This window comes from Pantoea sp. X-Soil-ISGK-421 (assembly GCF_059730785.1).
Genome location: NZ_AP035979.1, coordinates 3,644,543 through 3,666,800 on the forward strand (window position 1 = coordinate 3,644,543; position 22,258 = coordinate 3,666,800).

The 22,258-nt window shown below is 54.1% G+C and carries 19 protein-coding genes; 5 read left to right on the forward strand and 14 right to left on the reverse strand.

Annotated elements, in window-relative coordinates; genetic code table 11:
- Positions 1-46 precede the first annotated feature (46 nt).
- Positions 47-982 carry a malate dehydrogenase gene (gene mdh / locus AC6I8K_RS16770; protein ID WP_064738366.1) on the reverse strand — a complete coding sequence of 312 codons (936 nt, stop codon included), beginning with the start codon at positions 980-982 and terminating at the stop codon, positions 47-49.
- Positions 983-1,406: 424 nt separating this feature from the next.
- Between mdh and argR the strand changes: the two genes are divergently transcribed.
- The 4 genes from argR to yhcN (AC6I8K_RS16790) all read left to right on the forward strand — a co-directional run bounded on the left by argR (position 1,407) and on the right by yhcN (AC6I8K_RS16790) (position 3,355).
- Positions 1,407-1,877 (forward strand): transcriptional regulator ArgR, encoded by a 471-nt coding sequence (gene argR / locus AC6I8K_RS16775; RefSeq protein WP_007891992.1) that lies wholly within the window; start codon positions 1,407-1,409, stop codon positions 1,875-1,877.
- Between the two features lie 489 nt (positions 1,878-2,366).
- Positions 2,367-2,630: a peroxide/acid stress response protein YhcN gene (gene yhcN / locus AC6I8K_RS16780; protein WP_497827108.1), complete on the forward strand. Its 264-nt coding sequence runs from the start codon at positions 2,367-2,369 to the stop codon at positions 2,628-2,630.
- Between the two features lie 90 nt (positions 2,631-2,720).
- On the forward strand, positions 2,721-2,987 hold the full coding sequence (locus AC6I8K_RS16785) for a YdgH/BhsA/McbA-like domain containing protein (RefSeq protein ID WP_483816316.1): 267 nt from the start codon (positions 2,721-2,723) through the stop codon (positions 2,985-2,987).
- A 101-nt stretch (positions 2,988-3,088) separates the two neighbouring features.
- Entirely contained in the window at positions 3,089-3,355 is a 267-nt protein-coding gene (gene yhcN / locus AC6I8K_RS16790) for a peroxide/acid stress response protein YhcN (RefSeq protein WP_064738363.1), read from the forward strand.
- A gap of 51 nt (positions 3,356-3,406) precedes the next feature.
- Here yhcN (AC6I8K_RS16790) and AC6I8K_RS16795 read toward each other — a convergent pair whose 3' ends face one another.
- The 5 genes from AC6I8K_RS16795 to aaeX all read right to left on the reverse strand — a co-directional run bounded on the left by AC6I8K_RS16795 (position 3,407) and on the right by aaeX (position 8,375).
- Positions 3,407-3,676 (reverse strand): barstar family protein, encoded by a 270-nt coding sequence (locus tag AC6I8K_RS16795; RefSeq protein ID WP_064738631.1) that lies wholly within the window; start codon positions 3,674-3,676, stop codon positions 3,407-3,409.
- Positions 3,677-3,701: 25 nt separating this feature from the next.
- Positions 3,702-5,156, reverse strand: a complete 1,455-nt coding sequence (locus AC6I8K_RS16800) for an NAD-dependent succinate-semialdehyde dehydrogenase (RefSeq protein ID WP_483816317.1) — start codon at positions 5,154-5,156, stop codon at positions 3,702-3,704.
- 111 nt (positions 5,157-5,267) lie between these two features.
- Positions 5,268-7,220, reverse strand: a complete 1,953-nt coding sequence (gene aaeB / locus AC6I8K_RS16805) for a p-hydroxybenzoic acid efflux pump subunit AaeB (protein WP_064738361.1) — start codon at positions 7,218-7,220, stop codon at positions 5,268-5,270.
- An 11-nt stretch (positions 7,221-7,231) separates the two neighbouring features.
- The gene (aaeA, locus tag AC6I8K_RS16810; protein WP_064738360.1) at positions 7,232-8,161 is read right to left on the reverse strand and encodes a p-hydroxybenzoic acid efflux pump subunit AaeA; all 930 of its coding nucleotides are present in this window, start codon (positions 8,159-8,161) and stop codon (positions 7,232-7,234) included.
- Between the two features lie 10 nt (positions 8,162-8,171).
- A complete protein-coding gene (aaeX, locus tag AC6I8K_RS16815; protein ID WP_021508145.1) occupies positions 8,172-8,375 on the reverse strand; it encodes a p-hydroxybenzoic acid efflux pump operon protein AaeX in 204 nt (67 codons plus the stop codon).
- A gap of 258 nt (positions 8,376-8,633) precedes the next feature.
- On the opposite strand from aaeX, the gene aaeR reads away from it, so the two are divergent.
- Positions 8,634-9,551: an HTH-type transcriptional activator AaeR gene (aaeR, locus tag AC6I8K_RS16820; RefSeq protein WP_008101977.1), complete on the forward strand. Its 918-nt coding sequence runs from the start codon at positions 8,634-8,636 to the stop codon at positions 9,549-9,551.
- Between the two features lie 47 nt (positions 9,552-9,598).
- On the opposite strand, the gene tldD is transcribed toward aaeR, so the two are convergent.
- The 8 genes from tldD to csrD form a co-directional block, all read right to left on the reverse strand.
- A complete protein-coding gene (gene tldD, locus AC6I8K_RS16825) occupies positions 9,599-11,044 on the reverse strand; it encodes a metalloprotease TldD (protein ID WP_064738359.1) in 1,446 nt (481 codons plus the stop codon).
- Positions 11,045-11,108: 64 nt separating this feature from the next.
- Complete coding sequence (yhdP, locus tag AC6I8K_RS16830; RefSeq protein ID WP_497827109.1) at positions 11,109-14,927, reverse strand: AsmA2 domain-containing protein YhdP; 3,819 nt, start codon at positions 14,925-14,927, stop codon at positions 11,109-11,111.
- 40 nt (positions 14,928-14,967) lie between these two features.
- Positions 14,968-16,437 carry a ribonuclease G gene (rng, locus tag AC6I8K_RS16835; RefSeq protein WP_064738357.1) on the reverse strand — a complete coding sequence of 490 codons (1,470 nt, stop codon included), beginning with the start codon at positions 16,435-16,437 and terminating at the stop codon, positions 14,968-14,970.
- Positions 16,427-17,020, reverse strand: coding sequence for a Maf family protein (locus AC6I8K_RS16840; RefSeq protein WP_064738356.1), 594 nt, complete (start codon positions 17,018-17,020; stop codon positions 16,427-16,429). Before AC6I8K_RS16840 ends, rng begins: the two co-directional genes overlap by 11 nt.
- Before the next feature lie 8 nt (positions 17,021-17,028).
- A complete protein-coding gene (mreD, locus tag AC6I8K_RS16845) occupies positions 17,029-17,517 on the reverse strand; it encodes a rod shape-determining protein MreD (protein ID WP_064738355.1) in 489 nt (162 codons plus the stop codon).
- Entirely contained in the window at positions 17,514-18,548 is a 1,035-nt protein-coding gene (gene mreC / locus AC6I8K_RS16850; protein ID WP_483816320.1) for a rod shape-determining protein MreC, read from the reverse strand. Before mreC ends, mreD begins: the two co-directional genes overlap by 4 nt.
- A gap of 156 nt (positions 18,549-18,704) precedes the next feature.
- Positions 18,705-19,748 (reverse strand): rod shape-determining protein MreB, encoded by a 1,044-nt coding sequence (gene mreB, locus AC6I8K_RS16855; RefSeq protein ID WP_007891976.1) that lies wholly within the window; start codon positions 19,746-19,748, stop codon positions 18,705-18,707.
- Between the two features lie 310 nt (positions 19,749-20,058).
- Positions 20,059-22,005, reverse strand: coding sequence for an RNase E specificity factor CsrD (gene csrD / locus AC6I8K_RS16860; protein WP_483816321.1), 1,947 nt, complete (start codon positions 22,003-22,005; stop codon positions 20,059-20,061).
- Positions 22,006-22,258 lie beyond the last annotated feature (253 nt).

Consider the following 22,258-nt stretch of genomic DNA (forward strand, 5'->3'; position numbering starts at 1 on the left):
AACGCCCGGCATCAGCCGGGCGTTTTTGATTACCGCTCAGTGTTTATCACTTCACAAACTCTTCGCCCTGCGCGATATCTTTCTTCAGCGTTTCCAACATACCGTTCAGCGCCTGCTGTTCGAAGGCACTGAGCGTCCCCAGCGGACGGCGTTCGACGATGCCGTTTTTACCCAGCAGCAGCGGCTGCGAGAAGAAGCGGGCATATTCGCCATCGCCTTCCACATATGCGCACTCCACCACATTGGCTTCACCTTGCAGGGCGCGAATCAATGACAGGCCAAAACGCGCCGCCGCTTGTCCCATCGACAGCGTCGCCGATCCGCCGCCGGCTTTGGCTTCGACTACTTCGGTGCCCGCGTTCTGAATACGTTTGGTGAGATCCGCCACTTCCTGCTCGCTGAAGCTCACGCCTTTCACCTGCGACAGCAGCGGGAGGATAGTAACGCCTGAATGCCCGCCTACTACCGGCACTTCAATCTCGTTAGGCTGCTTGCCTTTCAGCGCCGCGACAAAGGTATTGGCGCGGATGATATCAAGGGTAGAAACGCCAAACAGGCGATTCTTATCATATACGCCGGCTTTCTTCAGCACTTCAGCCGCAATGGCCACCGTGGTGTTCACCGGATTGGTGATGACGCCAATCAGGGCTTTCGGCGCGGTGCTCGCCACCTGTTCGATCAGGTTACGCACGATGCCGGCGTTGACGTTAAACAGATCGGCGCGATCCATGCCCGGTTTACGCGCCACGCCAGCAGAAATCAGTACTACATCGGCACCCTGCAGCGCAGGTGTGGCATCTTCACCGCTGAAGCCTTCCACGGTGACTGCCGTAGGAATGTGGCTGAGGTCAACCGCCACGCCGGGCGTGACCGGGGCGATATCATAAAGTGTGAGAGCTGAGCCTGCGGGTAATTGCGTTTTAAGCAGTAGTGCGAGCGCCTGGCCAATACCACCAGCGGCACCGAGAACGGCAACTTTCATCCTGAACTCCTTATTAAGGTGGGGCAGAGATATGCCGAAAATCCATCAGGTTACGAGTTTAATCAACTTCTCAGGCGATAGCGACTAAACCTGTCGCGCACTTAACACTACGCCGCAATCGGCTCCCGAGACATCTCCACTTCAGAAGTCGCCTGAATGATACATTCGCAGCCAGAACACAATGGACGGCAATGATCATCGATATAGTTGTTACCACATCAATAATATAACAACTTCGCAACCTTCGCTTTGCGCGCCCACCCGCGATTTTGGTGCAACATAATATTCTGTTATTATGCCCGCCCCGCAGGTCATTACCGCGATTCTCTTATCAGACTTATTGCATAAAAATTCATCTAAATGCATAATAATTTATCTGCCGTGGGCCTGTTGCCCTCTGCAACCCTCTTTTTATTGGTAGCTTATGCGAAACCCATCGAAACAAGACGACTTGATTAAGGCGTTTAAAGCCTTATTGAAGGAAGAGAAATTCAGCTCCCAGGGCGAAATCGTGCAGGCGCTGCAGGAAGACGGCTTCGAGAATATCAATCAGTCCAAAGTTTCTCGTATGCTGACCAAGTTCGGCGCAGTACGTACCCGCAACGCCAAGATGGAGATGGTTTATTGCCTGCCTGCTGAACTCGGCGTACCCACCACCACCAGCCCTCTGAAGAATCTGGTGCTGGATATCGATTACAACGATGCGTTAGTGGTGATTCATACCAGTCCGGGTGCAGCACAGCTGATTGCTCGCCTGCTGGATTCTCTCGGCAAAGCAGAAGGGATTCTCGGCACCATCGCCGGTGATGACACCATCTTTATTACGCCCGCGCGCACCTTCTCGGTGAAACAGCTACACGATGCTGTACTGGTTTTATTCGAACAAGAGCTATAAAAATCTGCTGATTACCGGCGGATCTGCTGTCGGTAATCCCAATCCTCCCGCATGCTTCGTAACCAATCTGTTACAAATCCCTTTGTAAATAATAAGTTATCCATATGCCCAGCGGTTCTTTTCACTTCTGTAGATTGGTACGACCTTTGCCCCTGCTTAACTCAACGCGCTATTTTACACTGCTTTACTTATAGTGATTAGTGTCATTAGCTCCCCATAGCGTACTCGCTAGCGAGATCAACCATGATCTTTCGCACTAAAAGATAATTTGATGTAGATCATTGTTTTTGCTTTGAAATACACCCAGCTGGTTAATGTTTGGGCGTTTTTTATAACTCTTGGTTCTAAAAAAGTGCCATAAGGATAAAGAATTACAACCAAACATTATTAGCTAGATATTAATTTCGTGAGTGATTAGATCTATACTTAGTTTCGTGATGCAAATCACACGAAAGAAAAAGATAAAAATAGACGACGAGGAAAAATATCATGACCGTTAAAACTACTATCGCAACACTAAGCATTCTCTCTGCCCTGTCATTTGGTGCTTTTGCAGCAGATTCTATTAATGCCGAGCAGGCAGCGAATCTGCAACCCGCAGGCACTATCAGCGTCAGCGGCGTGGGCGGTTCACCTATGGATATTCGTCAGCAGCTAAACGATAAAGCCGATCAGCAAGGTGCTAAAGCGTACCGCGTGATCGAGGCGAATAACGGTGACAACTATCACGTTACCGCTGAACTGTACAAATAAGTTACTGATTCAGGACGCAATGTGAACGGTGACCCGTTTGAGACGCACTTGCCTCTCAGGTTACCGAACCCAATTTCAGGAGAGTGAATCATGAAAACCAAATTTACTGTCGCAGTGCTGGGCCTGGCTTCTGTACTTTCTTTCGGCGCAGGCGCCGCAAGTCTGGTTTCTAACCAACAGGCCGAACAGCTGCAATCCTTGAACCAAACCATCAGCGTGAGCGGTGTTGACGGCGACCAAACCAACGTTCGTCAGGCACTGTCACAGAAAGCTGACGCTCAGGGTGCCAGCCATTACCGCATCATTGAGAGCAACCGTGGCGATACTTTCCACGTCACTGCTGAACTGTACAAATAATCACTAATCGAACGTCCGGCGCCTTAAGAGTGCCAGGCAATAGATCGACGACCCGCCCACCCATTTCTGCCGCAGGTTGTTGATTAAATGAGGAGAAAATTATGAAAATCAAAACAACCATCGCAACTGCTAGCCTGCTTTCCCTGTTCGCCTTTGGTGCTTCTGCAGCACAACTGGTGACTGAAGAACAGGCGCAGAATCTGCAACCTACCGGCAGCACTGTATCAATTAGCGGAACCGGCGGTTCACCAATGGATTATCGCGCTGAGCTTTCTCAAAAAGCCGATGCGCAAGGCGCCAGCGCTTATAAAGTGATTGAAGCCAAAACCGGCGACAGTTATCACCTGACCGCTGAGCTATATAAGTAATTCCTCGTCAATTAAGACGAACCCTTTGGCCCCGCTCGCCGGGGCCCTTTTTTACTTAACGTTGAAGCGGAGCTGGCCTTCCAGCTCCTCTTCTGCTTCATCAAATAACAGGATCAATGCGCCATACCGGCGTTTCTGCCCTTTCCCGAGATTTACAAATTCAATGTCCAGCGGCAACGGCAGTTGCTCACCCACCAGCGCGTCCCAAAGATCGTCCAGATCGTTGATAGCGAGATCGGTTAGCGCAAAACGATCGCTAAACTGTCGATAAAAATGGGCTTGATCGACAATCTCGTCGAAATCGAAACGCTCGGTTCTCATCATGACGCCCTCTTAGTTGTCGCGGCTAGCTTAGTCCGCCGAGGTGCAGCGCTTTCACTTCCAGATACTCTTCCATCCCCAACACCGAACCTTCGCGTCCCAATCCTGACTCTTTTATGCCACCAAACGGTGCCAGTTCAGTCGATACTGCACATTCATTAATGCCGATCATGCCCGCTTCCAGCGCCGCCGATACGCGGAACACACGCTGAAGATTCTGGGTGTAGAAATATGCTGCCAGGCCAAACTCGGTATTATTGGCGCGTTCAATCACATCGGCTTCATCGTCGAAGCGGAAGCACGCCGCAACCGGACCAAACGTCTCTTCCTGTGCCAGCTTCATCTCCTCATGCGCTTCTGTAATCACCGTTGGTTGCCAGAAGTTGCCGCCAAGGGGGTGACGTTCGCCGCCGATCAGCAGTTTGCCACCCTTGCTCACTGCATCTTTGACGTGCTCTTCCACTTTTTCCAGCGCGGACGGCTCAATCAGCGGGCCAACAATCACGCCCTCTTCCACGCCGTTACCGACTTTAAGTTGGCCCACTGCATCTGCCAGCTGATTGACGAAGCGATCATACACCGCGTTGTGCACATAGAAGCGGTTAACGCTTACGCACACCTGTCCAGCATTACGGAATTTGTTGGCAATAGCGCCCTGCACCGCCGCATCAATATCTGCGTCATCAAACACGATATAGGGCGCGTTGCCGCCTAACTCCATCGACACCTTTTTCATGGTTTCCGCGGCATTACGCATCAGCGTTTTGCCCACGGCGGTTGAACCGGTAAAGGAGATTTTGCGCACCACCTTACTGGCCATAATCGCATCGCTGATGGCATGCGTATCGCCCGCCACCGCATTGAGTACGCCAGCGGGTACACCGGCTTTCTGCGCCAGCGCCAGCAGCGCGAAAGCGCTAAGCGGGGTGTTATTGGCGGGTTTAATGATGCCGGTACAGCCGGCGGCCAGCGCCGGACCGAGTTTGCGCGTCAGCATCGCCATCGGGAAATTCCACGGCGTGATCGCGGCAACCACACCAATCGGTTCACGCGTTGCCAAAATGCGCGAGCCAGATTTAGCCGGCGGAATGATTTCACCATTGGCGCGTTTCGCCTGCTCGGCAAACCACTGAATAAAGCTGGCGGCGTATTCCACTTCGCCTTCAGCTTCTTTAAGCGGTTTACCCTGCTCGGCCGTCATCAGTTGGCCCAGCCAGCTTTTGTTTTCGATGATTAGCTGATACCAGCGATTGAGGATTTCGGCACGCGCCTTAGCGGTTTTATCGCGCCAGGCAGGAAAGGCTCGCTGCGCGGCGGCAATCGCCTGTTCGGTTTCTTGCTGACCGGCTTTTGCCACCTTCGCTAAGACTTCGCCGGTCGCCGGATTGGTCACATCAAAAGTAGCGCTAGCGTTATGCCATTGACCATCCACGAAATAGCCGGTCTTGAATAATTCGTGATGTTGCAGGGAAGTGGACATCGGGGTTCTCCTGTCAGTTTGCGTCCTGTCAGGAAAGTATAGATGCCAATATCAGAGGTTTTTGTGTCAGCGTGGGATCTAAAAGGCCGCTGCACAATGCAGCGGCCAGTTTCAGATTTGTATTAAGGTGTTCTGGTACTTATCCAGCATCTGCGTCAGCCTTTTCACCGGTTCGGTGACATTATCCGGGGCAGAATAGTGCTGCAGCTTCTCCTGATAAATCTCCAGCTCCTTTAACAACCGCTCGAAGTAATAGCGGCGCTTTTCGTCGCTGGTCGCCGAGATGATGCTATCAGCGGTTGAGCGCAGCTGGCGGTGATAGGCGGACAGCTCCGCGTTTACCGGTACTTCGGCATTACGCAGGCGTTGATGTCCGATAATCAGCGTCAGGGCAATGCGATATTTGTCGATATCGCCAGGGAATAAGTTGAGCAGCAAGAACAGTTGCTGATACAGCGCCGGCAAATGGTTTTCACGACGACGGGCCTGGTTAGTGGTAAGTGCGGCAACCGCAGCATACATAAAGCGATTCAGCAGCTTACGTCCGGTACGCTCTTTCGATTTATCACGAATCAGCAGGATCACCATCATCGCCACAAAGCAGCCGATCACCTGGCCTAATACGTTGTCGAGGAAGACGTTGAACTCGAACTTCATCGGGTTATCCAGCACCAGCACGTTGAGGGTACCAATCAGCGCGCCCAGCGTGCCCAACTGGCGGCGCTGTACGAAGATGCCGCCGATAAAACCCAACGCGCCGATGGCGATACACAGCAGCAATGCGCTTTGCTGGGTCGCGGGCAGAATAAAGATGAAGTAGAGCGCACCGAGCGGCACCGCAACCGTCATGCCGTAAAGGAAATCTTTCGCCACCATCAGCGGATTCGGCATACGCATCGCCAGCGCGGTAATCACCGCCAGCATCACCATGCAGCCGCTGCCCGATGTCCAGCCGGTGTACAGCCAGAACAGCGAACCCAGCGCGGTTGCGGCAAAGGTGCGCACACCATTGATCATCGCGTGATGGGTTTCTGCGGAACGCGCCTGAATCACCACTTCGCGCTGCAGAATGCTCTCTTCCAGCGTGGTGATGCGGCTATTGCTTTTGATTCCGTTAATCAACAGCAGATATTCGGTTGCCGCACCAACCCAACTCGCCAGCGTCACCGGCACGGTTTTGCTGCTGACGGCAATCAAGCGACGCATAACTTTCATGCGCTTATGCACATCGTTAACGTTGTTGACCTCTTTTTCGATCAGCAGACGATAGTGCGGTGGAATGTATTCCGGGCGCGAGTTTTGAATCAGGAAGGTTTCGGCGGCCTGTGTGATCAGCGTCAGCGACAAGGTGTTGAGCATTTGCAGCCGGCGGCTGGAGTTTTTCCAGCGTGACGATTCCATCATCAGTTGGCCGCGCATGCCGTTGAGTGCCGTGGTGCGACGCACTAACGCGCTCCAGGCTTTATCTACTTCGTCTTTGTCTTCGTGCGCGACGCACAGCTGCAGCAGTTTGTAGTGCGCCACCAGCAGTGCATCCACTTCCTGCTCAATCACTTTTTTGATCGAACGCGGCGAGAACAGCATGTCGGCGAGAATCGCACATAGAATACCGATGACGATTTCACTGCAGCGCTCAACCGCGTATTGCGGCGCCAGCGTTAAGCCGCCGCTGGCATCTGCCGTGACCACGATAATCAACGCCGTGTAACCGGCGAGGCCAAGTGCGTAGGAGTTCTCCACTTTGATCAGCGAAGAGAGCCAGACACACAGACCTGCCCACATACAGCACAACAACAACATGACCACCGGCGCACGCACCGTGGCGATCATAATGGTGAGCGCGGCGATACAGCCAATAAAAGTACCAATGATGCGCAGGATGCCACGATAGCGCAGTGCGCCAGAATAGGGATCCCCCCCCGCAGCAAAAGCGGTGCCACCGGCCACAATACCGGCGGTCATTACCGCCCAACGCGGCGTTTCCAGATTGAAGTGAAAGCCAATCATCAACGCCGCAACCAGCGCGAAGGTTAGCTTCACCGGGAAACGCAAAAACTCAATCATATCGCCCTCGCTTAACCAAACTCACGCAGGCGATTAAACAGCTGTGCCAACGGCGAGACTTTAGTTTCGCGATCCTGCGCACCGGTGATCACCACCGTTGCTGTGGTACCTGCCGGGAAGCGGTTACCCGGTTGATCGTCGAGACGAATACGCACCGGCACACGCTGTGCCAGACGCACCCACTCAAGATTTGAGTCGATAGTCGCCATGCCTTTGCTGTCGCTGCTGCTGCTACTGTTCGTCACGCCCGCCGCGATACTGTCGACGGTGCCGCGCAGTACCGCGTTGCTACCCAACGGCGTGATTTGTGCGCGGAAGCCCGGACGCACGCCATCCAGTTTGGTCTCCTCCATATACGCCAGCACGTAGAAGGAGTGCTGTTGTACCAGCGCAACCGCCACCGAACCGCGCGTGATGAATTCGCCCTGATAGACATTCAGGTTGGTCACCCAACCGTCTGAAGGTGCTTTGATGGTGGTGCGATCGAGGTCGATCACCGCCAGATCGCGCGTGGCCACCGACTTCGCCAGCTGATGTTCGCTGGTTTGCAGATCGTTATTGGATTGCTCAATCGCCTCACGCGACATGGCGCTGGTACCCAACTGATTGCGGCGACTGGCTTCACGGCGTTTTTCACTTACCAACGCCTGGTAATATTCGACGTCTGCCTGAGCTTCATCCAGCGCTTTTTGGTAGCGCGGACGGTCAACCACAAACAGCGTGTCGCCTTTTTTCACCAGCTGATTGTCGTGTACTGGCACGTCAGTGATGATGCCGGTGACATCGGGCGAGATCGCCACGACATCGGCAGAGAATTTGGCGTCACGCGTCCACGGTGATTCGGTGTAGAACACCCAGGCGCGGAAGATGATCACGATTGCGATGACAACCAGCAGGAGTGTAATCGCGTATCGCGCGATTTTTCTTATTAGCGCTTTCACTTAAAAAACCTCAGACGAATAAACGGGATACAAGGTAAAACACACAGCAATACAGCGCAGTGTTAAACAGTGCTGGATGCCAAACCAGATCGTAGATCCCGCTGGGCGTTAGCACGCGTTTCACCAGCCAGAACAGCGCCAGTGAAACCAGTAGTTCAATGAAGATGGGCGGAAAAGACAGCCCGAATACGACAAATACCGGAAGCACACTCATTTCGGATCCTTAGTTCGACCTTGCCGGATTGCACCGATACCTGCCCACATGCCTTGTAGCACGTTGGGTTTACGATCAGGGGATGACGGATAAACTGATGGCAACATTCAGGCCGCGTTGAGCTAATCATAGCGTATCATCGGGTTAACACAGCCGTGTTCAGGTGCAGTGAAGAGACCCAGCGCGCTTATAGTAACGCGCTTGACTATACGTTTTCTACATATTGTGAGCTAAATCACTTTTTAGTCAGAGTAAACAATGGATCGACTTAAAAGCATGTCCATTTTCGCCAAAGTGGTTGAATTGGGTTCATTTACCGCCGCGGCGCGCCAGCTACAGCTAAGCGTTTCGTCTATCAGCCAGATAGTCGCCAAACTGGAAGATGAGTTACAAGTTAAATTACTCAATCGCAGCACGCGCAGTATTGGCCTGACCGAAGCCGGAAAGATCTACTTTCAGGGCTGTCGCCGTATGTTAGCTGAGGCTTCCCAGGTTCACGAGCAGCTGTATGCCTTTAACAACACACCGATCGGTATTCTACGTATCGGCTGCTCATCAACGATGGCGCAAAATGTGTTATCGGCGATGACCAGCGAAATGTTACGCGAATATCCGGGTTTGAGCGTCAATCTGGTGACGGGCATTCCAGCACCGGATTTGATTGCCAATGGGCTGGATTTGGTGGTGCGCGTGGGTGCATTGCAGGATTCAAATCTGTTCTCGCGCCGTCTGGGCGCGATGCCGATGGTGGTATGCGCGGCGAAGAGTTATCTGGCGCAGCACGGCACGCCGGAAAAACCCGGCGAGATCGATAATTTTTCCTGGCTGGAATATAGCGTGCGCCCAGATAACACCTTTGAACTGGTTGCGCCGGAAGGATTGGTGACACGTCTTACGCCGCAAGGCCGCTTCGTGACCAACGATTCACAGACGCTAATTCGCTGGCTTAAAGCGGGATGCGGTATCGCTTATGTGCCATTGATGTGGGTGATTGATGAGATCAGCGCGGGTGAGATCGATATTTTGTTCCCGCAATATCACTCGGAGCCGCGCCCGGTGTACGCGCTCTATACCGAGAAAGATAAGCTGCCGCTGAAAGTGCAGGTGTGTATTGATTATCTGACCGAGTATTTCAAGCAGGTCGCGCAGCAGTATCAGCAGCATCGGAAGGGGTGATAATGCTCAGGTCGCCATGAATGGCGACCTGACAACGTCTGATGGGGTTACGCGGTACCACCCACGGTGATTTTATCCAGCTTCAGTGTCGGCTGACCAACACCTACCGGCACGCTTTGTCCCTCTTTGCCGCACACGCCCACACCTTTATCCAGCGCCAAATCGTTGCCGACCATTGAGATCTGCTGCATCGCTTCAATGCCCGAACCGATCAGCGTTGCGCCTTTCACCGGTTTGGTCACTTTGCCGTTCTCGATCAGATACGCTTCTGAAGTAGAGAACACGAACTTGCCAGAGGTGATATCGACCTGACCGCCGCCAAAGTTCGGGGCATAGATGCCGTATTCCACGCTTTCAATAATATCCTGCGGCGTCGATTTACCCGCCAGCATGTAGGTATTGGTCATACGCGGCATTGGCAGGTGCGCGTAAGATTCACGGCGACCATTACCGGTTGGATTGACGCCCATCAGGCGCGCATTCAACTTGTCCTGCATGTAGCCTTTCAGCACGCCGTTTTCAATCAGCATGTTGTACTGACCCGGCACGCCTTCATCATCAACGGCCAGCGAACCACGCAGGCCTTCAATGGTACCATCGTCAACCACGGTACAAAGTTCTGAAGCCACCAGCTGGCCCATTTTGCCGCTAAATACCGATGTTGCACGACGGTTGAAGTCACCTTCCAGACCATGTCCTACCGCTTCATGCAACAGCACGCCTGGCCAGCCCGCACCCAGCACTACCGGCAGCATACCCGCGGGTGCCGCCACGGCAGAAAGATTGACTAGCGCCATGCGCACGGCTTCACGCGCCCAGGCATCAGCACGCACATCACCACTTTCATCGGCGAGGAAGAATTCATAACCGGTACGCGCGCCGCCGCCGCTCGAGCCACGTTCGCGCTTACCTTGATCTTCCACCTGCACGCTGATGGAAAGACGCACCAGCGGACGAATATCCGCCGCTAGCGTGCCATCAGTGGCGGCCACCAGCACTTGTTCATAGACGCCGCTCAAGCTGGCATTCACTTCCTGCACGCGCGGATCGGCCGCGCGCGCCACTTTATCGACGCGGTGCAGCAGGGCAATTTTGTCTTCACGCGTCAGGCTGTCCAGCGGATTGACTGGCGCATACAGCGAACGATTCAGCACCGCCGACAAGGTGTGCGCTTTACCGTTGCCTTGTTCGCGCACGATGCTGCGCGCCGCTTCAGACGACTGACGCAGCGCATTCAGGGAAATCTGGTCGGCGTAGGCGAAACCGGTTTTCTCACCGCTCACGGCGCGGACGCCAACGCCCTGATCGATGTGGTAAGAACCATCTTTAATAATTTTGTCTTCCAGCACCCAGGATTCGTGGAAACTGGACTGGAAATAGAGATCGGCATAATCCAGACGACGTTCTGAAAGCTGCCCTAACAGGGAATAAAGGTCCTGCTGATTAATGCTGTTCGCAGTTAGCAACTGCTCACTTACCAGATTCAGAGTCATCGTTTCTCACTCATTATGTGCTCGGATAGTCATAGCCTGCGGCAATTACCCGACGGCGTCAAATTCACTTCTTGTTGTCTTCACGCGGTTTGCGCAGGACTTCATTGATTTCCGGCTTATCCAGCGGCCCGCTAATGTGGTAGCGCAGCAGTGAAATCTTGTTCCACAGTGGCCCCAATACTTTACTGGCGGCAAATACCGCAGCGCCGACCACCGGATTGATCACGAAGGCGGTGGCTACGCCGACCGAAGCGGAAATTTCCGGTGCGACCACCGCTTCCATGTCGATCTGCCGCTTCACCAAATCGATATTGCCCTTCATGGCGATATCCGCTTCCAGACCATCCACCAGCAGGTTATCGGTACGCATCACGCCATTTTCAATCCATGCGGTGCCGTTGATCGAATCGAAATAGAAACCATCACTAAAGGTGTCGCTGAAATCAAAGCGCATCTTGCGTAACAACGCATCAAAGCTAAACAGGCGCAGCAACTGCCCCGCGCGACCGGTATTGACATCGGCGATCTGGCCTTTGCCAAAGTGGGTTTTCAGCGTACCGCTCAGCGTCTCTTCCGATGGCTGCCACGGCGCAGAGCGCCAGTGCAGATCGTAATCGAGCTTAAACGGCGCATCGCGCAGCGGCGTATTCATGCCAAACCAGTTGGCAGCGTCATTAATATTGTCGCCGCTCAGGCTGCCTTTCAGCGAAGTGCGCTGATCGCCGGGTTTATTGACCCATTCACCTGCCACATTGAGTTTCGAGCTGCCGGAATCAATCGAACCGTTAGTAAGTGCTAACGTATCGCCTTGCGGCTGTAGCTTCGCCTGCATGTGGCCAAATTTCTGTCCGCGCAACCAACACTCATCACAGTTGAGCTGCAACGCAGGCCAGCTGCGGAAATTGATGTTGCTGCTGTTACCGCCAAACGGCGATGATTTTCCGTCGGTTTTCTCCGCCCATTCAGGATTGTAGTAAAGATAGTTCAGGTTGATCTGCCAAGGTGACTGCTGCGCCGTCTGCAAACTGCCGCGTGCCTCACGGCTCTCCAGCTGCAAACGTGTATTGCCGTCAGGGCGCTGCGTAATGGTGGCGTTAACGTCATGCCATTGCTGACCACCCAGCGTCAGCGCTGGCGTGCGAATAATGAAATCGCCCGGCAACAGGGCGCCGCCCACTTCAGGCTCGCCCTGCGCGTTACGCGAACTGCCGGTGCCAGCCATCATGCCCATCCAGGCTTCACCATCCAGCGGCGGGAGATTCAGCTCCATGCCGCGCTTTTCTGGCAGCTTAGGCGTGCTTTTCGCATCGTTAAGCCAGATACCGCGATCGACCCGCAGCTGTGGCTCCAGAATCCAGCGGCTGTTGAAACGATGCTGGTCGCGTACGCTACCGCTCAACGTAAAGCCTTTCAAATCACCGCTGGCGTTGATGGTAATCGGCATCGCTTCACCGGCCTGCTTATCCAGCGGTGCAGGTAAGTGACTACTTACTGCTTTACCATCACCTTGCAGTTCAACTCTATAGGTTGCGCCACCTTTATGCGGCAGCGTGATATCCACATTACCTTGCCACGGTAAAGAACCGCTCAACTGACGCGTGATAGCGTCCGGTAGCGCCTTGAGTTTGCCCGGCTGCCAATCGCCCAGCAGCTTGACGTTCACGCCAAAGTCATTGGGATTCTCTTTGGTGCTAAAACTCACGCCGGTTGGCTGTCCGAACCAGTTCGCCTGTAACGCTTCACTTTCCAGATTGCCGTTGTTGTAACGGAAGCGTCCGGTAAGATTGTTCAGCGTGGTATTTAACGGCTTGATGTGCAGACTGTTATTGTTCAACACCACATTGCCGCTGGCGTGTACCTGCTCGCCATCCAGCGGAATATCGAGATTCAGCGTGCCGCGCACATTGCCGCCAATCTGCAGCTCCTGCAACGCCGCGCCAAGTGTCGGTTTCAGCGGCGTTTGCTCAAAATAGTCAGCAATCTTTTTGCCTTCGCCACTGATATCACCATCGATAATCAACTTCTCTTTCAGGTAATCCGGAATTACCGCGCTGACGTTACGCGCATCAACCTCACCGAGCTTGGTTTTATCCGCTTTCATCCACAAACCGTTGTTGAGGAAATCGAGATTGATATCGAGATTTTCCAGTGCAGGCCAGCCGGGCTGGAACTGGAAGGTGGAATTGCGCAGCGGCACCCAAACTTCAAACATGCCGTCATTGTGTTTGAACGGGAACAACGTCGGATCACCCGCAAACAGCAGCGTGGCGTTATCTACCTGCCCGCCTTTAATCGCATCACTGAGATAATGCGTGAGATCGTGCCCCATCAGCTGCTGCGGGAAATAGCGCCAGGCATCGCCAGCATCGGTGACGCGAATCCCGGCGAGAATATCGAGGCGCGGTGCGGTACCGAGATTCTGCTGGTAGCGGAAATCGCCGCGTGCCCATAGCGAACGCGCCTGCACATCCAGCTGATGTCCATCCAGCGTTAAGCCGTTGGCATCGCGCAGCCAGTTGAGCTGGCCGGTGATCTGTTTAATTTGCAGCGGCGCCTGGAACATGTCGCCGTACGGCACTTCAGCCTGGCCCATCGCCACGTCCAGTGAGCCATTATTCAAACTGCCGCTGGCGCTTCCGCTGAGATTGCTGATACCTGGCAACAACTCCCACTGTTGCCAGGCAAGATCGCGCCATTTTGCTTGCAAACGCGTCTGGTCCGGCTGTTGTAGCGGAATATCCAGCGCCAGCGCATCAATGTGGCCGCGCGGTTGCAGCGAACGCCAGTTATCCAGCAACGTTGGTGAAAGTGGCTTAAACAGCGGGACAATGGGGGCCAGGCGTTCCAGGTCGAGTTGCGTGGCGCGGACGCGCACTTCCGCCGCGCTGTTGGCACCGAGCATCTGCTTGTCTTCCGGCTTCCACAGCAGTGAAAAATGCCCGGGCGCCCACGCGATGCCGTCGGTGCTCAAACGGGTTTGCGGTACCGAAAGGCTCCAGCCATTCTGAAAGCGCGACAAGTGCGCAGTTAAGCCATCAACCTGCAACTGATGATCGCCCTGCTCGCCGCGCCAGCGTGCGCCGCCTTTACTCAGCAGCAGATCGCCGGCATAAACCTCGCCATCACGCAAATTCACCCACGCGGCGAGACTGAAACGCGCACTCTCAAGGCTGGTGTTGTCACGCAGCCATGGACCAATCCACGGCCGCACATCAACATCATCGGCTTGCATCCAGATGCGGCCATCGCTGAGTAAACCGTTGCTGTCGTTAAGATCGAGCCGCACCTGCACCACACCGTGCTGGCCGGTAAAGCTGGAAAGGCTGACTTCGCCCTCGGCGCGGTGACGCGTGTTTTCGTTTAACCAGGTAAGGCGCGGAATGGCCAGTTCGGCATGTTGGCCGGACGGCGTGAGAAAACGGATGCTGCTGTCGCGCAGATCAAAGTGATCGAACTGACGCAAAAACAGATCGTTGATTTGCGCCGGTTTAAAACTGTTTTTTTGTTCGTCGCTGGTGAACAACGGATGATTGCTTTCGAGATGCAACTGCCAGAAGGTTAGATCGCGGAACTGCCAGCGCCAGTGCAGCAGCGACTGCCAGACGTTGAGTGCCAGATTAACGCGGCCGATGGTGAGCTGCTCATCTGCCTGCATCGAGACCTTGAGATTGCGCACCTGCAGCGTGGGACCGAAATTCTCCCATTTCCCCTGCAGTTCGCTAGCATCCACCGTAACGCCGCTGACGCGTGAGACCGTCTGCAGAATATCACTGCGATAGCTGTTGAGGTGCGGCATCGCGAGGCGCAGCCCGCTGACCAGCAGCGCCACAATAACGATGATTGCGGCGACCAGCAGTAACAAAATCCTCGGCAACCGCCTCACACACCTCTCCTTGCTGTCCGTTGGCTTACGGAACTCACGATCACATCATGACGACATCGAACTGCTCTTGGGTATAGAGCGGTTCAACATGAACGTTGACCTGTTTACCGACGAAGATCTCTACTTCCGCCAGCGCATGCGACTCTTCGCCCTTCAGCGCGTCGCCCACTGCCGGTGAAACATACACCAGGAACCGGTCGGAATCGTAGGCATGGTGCACGCGCACAATTTCACGCATGATCTCATAGCAGACGGTTTCCACCGTTTTCAGCGTACCGCGCCCTTTGCATACCGGGCAGTCGGCGCAGAGTACATGTTCAATACTTTCACGCGTACGTTTACGCGTCATTTCAACTAAACCCAGCGCCGAGAAGCCGTTGATGCCAGTTTTCACCCGATCTTTGCTCAGTGCGCTTTCCAGCGAATGCAGCACGCGGCGCCGATGTTCGTCATTACTCATGTCGATGAAATCGATAATGATAATGCCGCCGAGATTACGCAGTCGTAATTGACGCGCGATCGCCTGGGTTGCTTCGATGTTGGTGTTGAAGATGGTCTCGTCGAGATTGCGATGTCCAACAAACGCGCCGGTGTTGATATCCACCGTGGTCATGGCTTCGGTTTGATCGATGATCAGATAGCCGCCGGACTTCAGCTCAACCTTACGCTCCAGCGAGCGCTGGATTTCATTCTCAACGTCGAACAGATCAAAAATCGGCTGTTTACCGCTGTAGAGCTCCAGCTTGCTGGCCATTTCCGGAATGTATTCACTGGTGAATTCCACCAGTAAATCGCAGGTCAAACGCGAGTCGACGCGAATGCGATCCAACGCGGCGCCAGCGAAATCACGCAGTACGCGCTGCGCTAAGGCCAGTTCGCCGTACAGCAGGCAGCGTGTCTGATTGCGCTTTTTGCGTTCGCTGACTTTGGTCCATAACCGTTTCAGGAAGGCGGCATCCTGCGCCAACTCTTCTGAACCAATGCCTTCCGCGGCAGTACGAATAATAAAGCCACCCAAGTCGTCACAATAAGCCGCAACTACCGCTTTCAGGCGCTCGCGCTCGGCTTCCGTTTCAATACGCTGCGACACACCAACGTGGGACGCGCCGGGCATAAATACCAGATAACGCGAAGGCAAGGTAATGTCGGTGGTAAGGCGTGCGCCCTTAGTGCCGAGCGGATCTTTCACCACCTGCACCATCAAATCCTGGCCGGGACGCACCAATTCGCCGATGTCACGCACGACAAAATTTTTCTTCTCGTCACCCGCCACGCATTCGGTGTGCGGCATGATGTCAGAGGCGTGCAGAAAGGCGGCTTTTTCCATGCCGATGTCGACAAAGGCCGCCTGCATACCAGGCAAGACACGACTTACGCGTCCTTTATAGATGTTACCCACGATGCCGCGTCGTGCTTCACGCTCAATGTGGATTTCCTGCAGAATGCCGCCATCAATATAGGCAACACGGGTTTCCGAGGGTGTCACATTTACCAGCAGTTCAGCCGTCATCTTGTCCCCTTAACGCCCGCAGTGACTGAAAATGGTTCAGCAGCTCGCTGGTTTCGACCAGCGGCAATCCCACTACGGCGTAATAGCTTCCATTAATCTTGCGGACAAAATTGCCGCCAAGGCCCTGAATTCCGTACGCGCCGGCTTTATCCATCGGCTCGCCACTGGCGATATAGTGCGAAATTTCCTGCGCCGTCATCTTGCGGAAGGTCACATCTGTGGTCACCAGGCAATCCAGCTCACGCTGCGAATCGGCCAACGCCACGGCAGTCATCACCTGATGAGTTTGTCCCGATAGCTTACTCAGCATCTCGGCTGCATGCGCAGCATCCTGCGGTTTTTCCAATACTTCACCGTTCAGTACCACAATGGTATCGGCACCCAATACCGGCAGATCCTGCGGTGCCACCGCTACACCCGCGCGCGCCTTATCTGTCGCCAGACGACGCACGTAAGCTTCAGCCGCTTCATCAGGCTGACGCTGCTCTTCTACGTGGGTCATCAGGCGCTCAAATTGCAGACCAAGCTGCGTTAACAGCTCACGTCGACGCGGTGAACCGGATGCGAGGTAGAGGCTAATCATAGTATTCCTTACTGAACAGCGAATTGACGGCGAATCTTTCTCATCAATAAGAATAGCCAAGGCCAAAGGACGCCGTCGACCACACTACTCCAGAAGATTTCCGGGCGGAAAGAAACATTGATTACCAGGAATTCTGCCCAGAAAACAATCACATCCACCGCAAGGGACAGCACCATAACCATTAATGCCTGCTGCCACAACGCTAAGTTTCGGAATAACTGAAATTTAAAGGCCACCAGATACGCGATGATGCTGAACGCCAGCGCACGCACGCCCAGCGTTGAACCCGCCACCAGATCCATGATCGCACCGAGAAAAAAACCGGTACCGACATTGACCCGATGCGGTAGCGCCAGCACCCAGTAAATCAGGATCAGCAAGAGCCATGAAGGCCGGAACATAAAGATCTGTTCCGGCCACGGCATGATTTGCAGGATAAGGGCAATCAGAAAGGACAGCCAGATAACCCATCGGCCCTGGCTGCGATATCGACTCAAGGCTGGCCTCCGCGTGTGTTCGCAGAATTCCCTTGCGAACGACTGCTGTTAGCAGGTTGCGGTGGCCCCATTTGCTGAGACGACTGCATCGTATCGGGTGCCGGAGGTCCCATTTCGCCTGCTGGCGGCAGAACCTGCGGCATCATCTGCATCAAGCGTTCGTTGGCAACGCGATGCACTTCGTCCGGTGCCATAGGTGCCACGCCGTTGCGATCCGCGCCCCACAGCAGCAGCAGATAGCGCAAACGCTGTAAGCCAGCCGCTGGACGCGCCTGAATCACCGTGTAAGCACGCTGTGTATCGACTTTTACCGAGGAGACCACGCCAACCGGATAACCTTCCGGGAAGCGGCCACCCAAGCCAGACGTGACCAGGACATCGCCCACACGAATATCCGTGTTGCCCGGCAGATGTTCCAGCTGCAGATCTTCGCTACAGCCATTACCGGCGGCAATCACACGAATATCATTACGCAGCACCTGAATCGGCAACGCATGCGATGCATCGCAAATCAGCAAGACGCGGCTGGTAACCTGGCCCACAGCGACCACCTGACCGACGACACCTTTATCGCTGATCACCGGCTGGCCTTCGTAAACACCGTTTACGCTGCCTTTGTCGATGACAACCTGATCGGTATAAGGATCAGTACCGGTGGAGATAACCTGCGTCACCATCTTGTGCTCATCCTGGCGCAGCGGCGAGCCAAGCAGTTCTCGCAGACGCGCATTTTCCTGCTTATATTGCCCCAGCATCAGCAAGTCACTGTTTTTCAGGAAGAGCTCACGGCGCAGTGCTTTATTTTCCAGCTCCAATTGCTGACGTGACGCCAGTGTTTCGGATACGCCATCAAGAAGTTGTCTTGGCCCGTTGGCCAAAAAATAAAATGGACTGACCGACGTGTCCAGGTAGTTGCGGATCTGGGAAAAGGAGCTCACACGACTATCGGCGATGATAATCGCGATAGCCACAATGACTGCCAGAAAGAGGCGCAACTGCAGGGAAGGTCCCCTGCTAAAAATCGGCTTCATAAATTCTGCGTGTTCCTCGACATCAGGGAAGAAGCGTTAGCCGTATAGCCAACGCCTCCAGGGCTGGACGCATCTCGCCGTCGTGCGTTGAAGCAGCAGCGTCAGCATAGGCGCTATTCCCTGCGCAATTTGACCAGGGCCTCAGCCGTTGAGGAATTACTCCTCGCTGAACAAATCGCCGCCATGCATGTCGATCATTTCCAACGCTTTACCACCGCCGCGTGCTACGCAGGTCAGCGGATCTTCTGCGACGACCACCGGAATACCGGTCTCTTCCATCAGCAGGCGATCCAGGTTACGCAGCAGCGCACCACCACCGGTCAGCACCATGCCGCGCTCGGAGATGTCAGAAGCCAGTTCTGGCGGGCATTGTTCCAGTGCAACCATCACCGCGCTCACGATACCGGTCAGCGGTTCCTGCAGCGCTTCAAGAATTTCGTTCGAGTTAAGCGTAAAGCCACGTGGCACACCTTCTGCCAGGTTACGGCCGCGCACTTCAATCTCGTGCACTTCATCGCCCGGATAAGCAGAACCGATGCCGTGCTTGATGCGTTCCGCAGTCGCTTCACCGATCAGTGAACCGTAGTTGCGGCGAACATAATTAATGATAGCTTCATCGAAGCGGTCACCACCAATACGCACAGAAGAGGAGTAAACCACGCCGTTCAGCGAGATCACCGCCACTTCAGTGGTACCACCACCGATATCAACCACCATGGAACCGGTTGCTTCAGAAACCGGCAATCCTGCACCAATCGCCGCAGCCATTGGCTCTTCAATCAGGAAGACTTCGCGCGCGCCTGCCCCCTGTGCAGATTCACGGATAGCACGACGCTCAACCTGGGTCGCACCCACCGGTACGCAGACCAGCACACGTGGGCTTGGACGCATAAAGCTGTTGCTATGCACTTGCTTAATGAAGTGCTGCAGCATTTTTTCGGTGACGAAGAAGTCGGCGATAACGCCATCTTTCATAGGACGGATAGCAGCGATGTTGCCCGGCGTACGGCCAAGCATCTGCTTAGCGTCATGACCGACAGCCGCTACGCTCTTTGGGGAGCCGGCACGATCCTGACGAATGGCAACCACGGAAGGCTCGTTCAACACGATGCCTTGTCCTTTCACGTAAATCAGGGTATTCGCGGTACCCAGGTCAATGGACAAGTCATTGGAAAACATGCCACGAAATTTTTTAAACATACTAAGGGATAATCCTGCAAGCTGGGGGCGGAAAATAAAATCCGCCTACTTTACCAACCACGCGAAGCCGCTACAAGGCGCAAAAACGTTCTGCTTCGGTGAAAAAATACGCTGAATAATTTTTTGGCCTGATTGTTTCGTCTTTCGCCGTTGTTAAATGGCGTTAACTCGCCGTTTTAACCCAAATTCACCCGGCGTGAGCGGGTGAGTTTCGACATAAAATCTAACATTTCCAGCCGCCAGGATCGCGCGCTCCGGCACAAATAAGCGAGATAAACAGCCATCAGCCCGCACTTCGCGCGCTGAAGGTTTAAATTCGATAACGTTGCGAGTGTTTCTTTACATTACTGTTGACCGGCAGCGATGGCGCAAAGAAATCGCCCTGCCCGCCTGAAACACCCAATCCCGACAGCGTTTGCCACTCCGCGCGTGTCCGCACGCCTGCGGCAAAAACCTGTGTCGGGGAAGACTTACAAACTTCCAGCAAACTTTGTACAAACAGCTGGTTCTCTGTTCGACGTTCAATATTGCGCACCAAGCCGGGCGCCAGCTTGATCACTTCAATCGGAAATTGCTTGATATAAGCGCTGCTGACTACCGTCAAACCGGCCTGATCCACCGCGATGCGGCAACCAAATGCGCTTAACATATGGAAAACCGGCACTAAACGGTTGAGGTGTTGACAAACGTCGGCCTCAGCAAGTTCAAATAAAAAACGTTTTCTTTGCGATTTGCTGCACTGCAGCAGCAATTTTTGCAGCCAGCGCTGGAAAGGTCGCTGCAACAGCGAATCAATATTCACTGGCAGTGCCAGCGTTTCATCGGGCCAAACTTCAGAAAGCGCCGCGATGCGCATGACTAATTGGCGATCCCAACTGTCGGTCATGCCAAGCTGCAATACCAGCGGCATGAATTCAGCCGATACCACTTCTTTATCTCCATCGAATACGCGCGCCAGTACTTCGCGGTGATGGACTTTTCCATCCAATAACACTGCGGGTTTCTGATACAGACGTGGGCCGCCACGATTGAGGGTGTTCTCCAGCAAGGTGCGCCAGCGCACGCTGCCGCGCCCCATGTCTAGCGTATTGCCTTCACCGATCGACCAACTATTGCCGCCCTGCAATGCCGCACGGCGCGTTGCCATTTCAACATTCTCCATCACCTGCGACACGCTTTGCCCGCTGCGCCACGCGCTGATGCCGATGTGGATTAAATCGTCGCGATCGACCATGCGCATCGGCGGCAATGAATCAACGGCGTTGATCAGTTGGTCGGCAATGCTGTTGGCTTCTTTTAAAGTACGATGCGGCAACAATACGGCGAAATCACTACGGAAATAACGTGCCAGCAGTGCGCCCGGATAGCGCAGCACAAAGGTCGACAGCATATTAATCAGGTCAAACAGATACTCTTCCACCAGCGTTGGGCCAAGAGTTTCGTGCAGCGTATCGAGATCCGGTAGGCGCACCATCATCACCACGCCGTGCGTGCCCACATCTTCCTGATCTTCCAGTAAGGTTGCGAGCTGGTTATCGAAGAACAAGCGATTGTTGAGGCCAGTACGCGAATCCTGAGCGGCAAAGGTGCGAATTAAGGTATCGATGCGTAAACGCTGCTCGCCCGCTTCCTGCAAATCGCCCAGCAGCGTGTCAATCGCGCGACTGGCTTTCGGTGGCCATTCGGCTGCATCGTTATTACGTGATGTGCGTTCGCCAGCCAGAATACGATCGGCGCGCGCTTCCAATTGTTCCATATTCTGCCAGCGCCGGTTCAACCAGCGGTTGGTCATCACCAGTAGCACGCACATAATTGCGACGACGGTAAAAAGGACCACCAGCGTATATGTGCCGGTAAAGGAGCGAAATAGCGTTTTGGCCGGATCAAGCACCACCACGCGCAGTTCAAGGCCCGGGGAATGCGTCAGGGGCAAATCAAACTGAACGAAGCGATTGGGCTCATCTTCTAACATTGGATTTTCGTGGCGGGCTAAACTGAATATTACGGTATCGCCATTGAGCAACTGCATCTGCTCAACGTTGACTACCGGCATCATGCGCGTCAGCCATTGCGTAATGTCCTGCGGCGATTGTGTCGCCAGCGCTTTATCCACTTCCGTCGCGAGGGTTTGCATACGCGTTTCCACGCGCTGCTGCGAAAGCCAGATAAAACTAAAAGCGCAGCCCACCAGCATTAACAACATCGCCAGTAAGCTTAATAAAGTAATAAACGCAGAAAATTTAGTTGTTAATCGCATCCCTGTGCCTGCATCACTGCGGTTATGAACGGTGTGAATCCGTCGACGCCACTCTTACCATTGGCGTAAACCTGAGCAAAATAGCACAAATCATTGCGCGATTCAGCGCCAGACAGGCATCAAAATCGCACATTACACCGCTTGATAAGCGCTACGGCGCGAGTATAGCGTTAAACATGGATGGCCTGAGGTTGATATGGGCTTTTTCGTCCTATTCTCAAAGGGCCGCTTTGCCAGGAAATTTCACATTTTT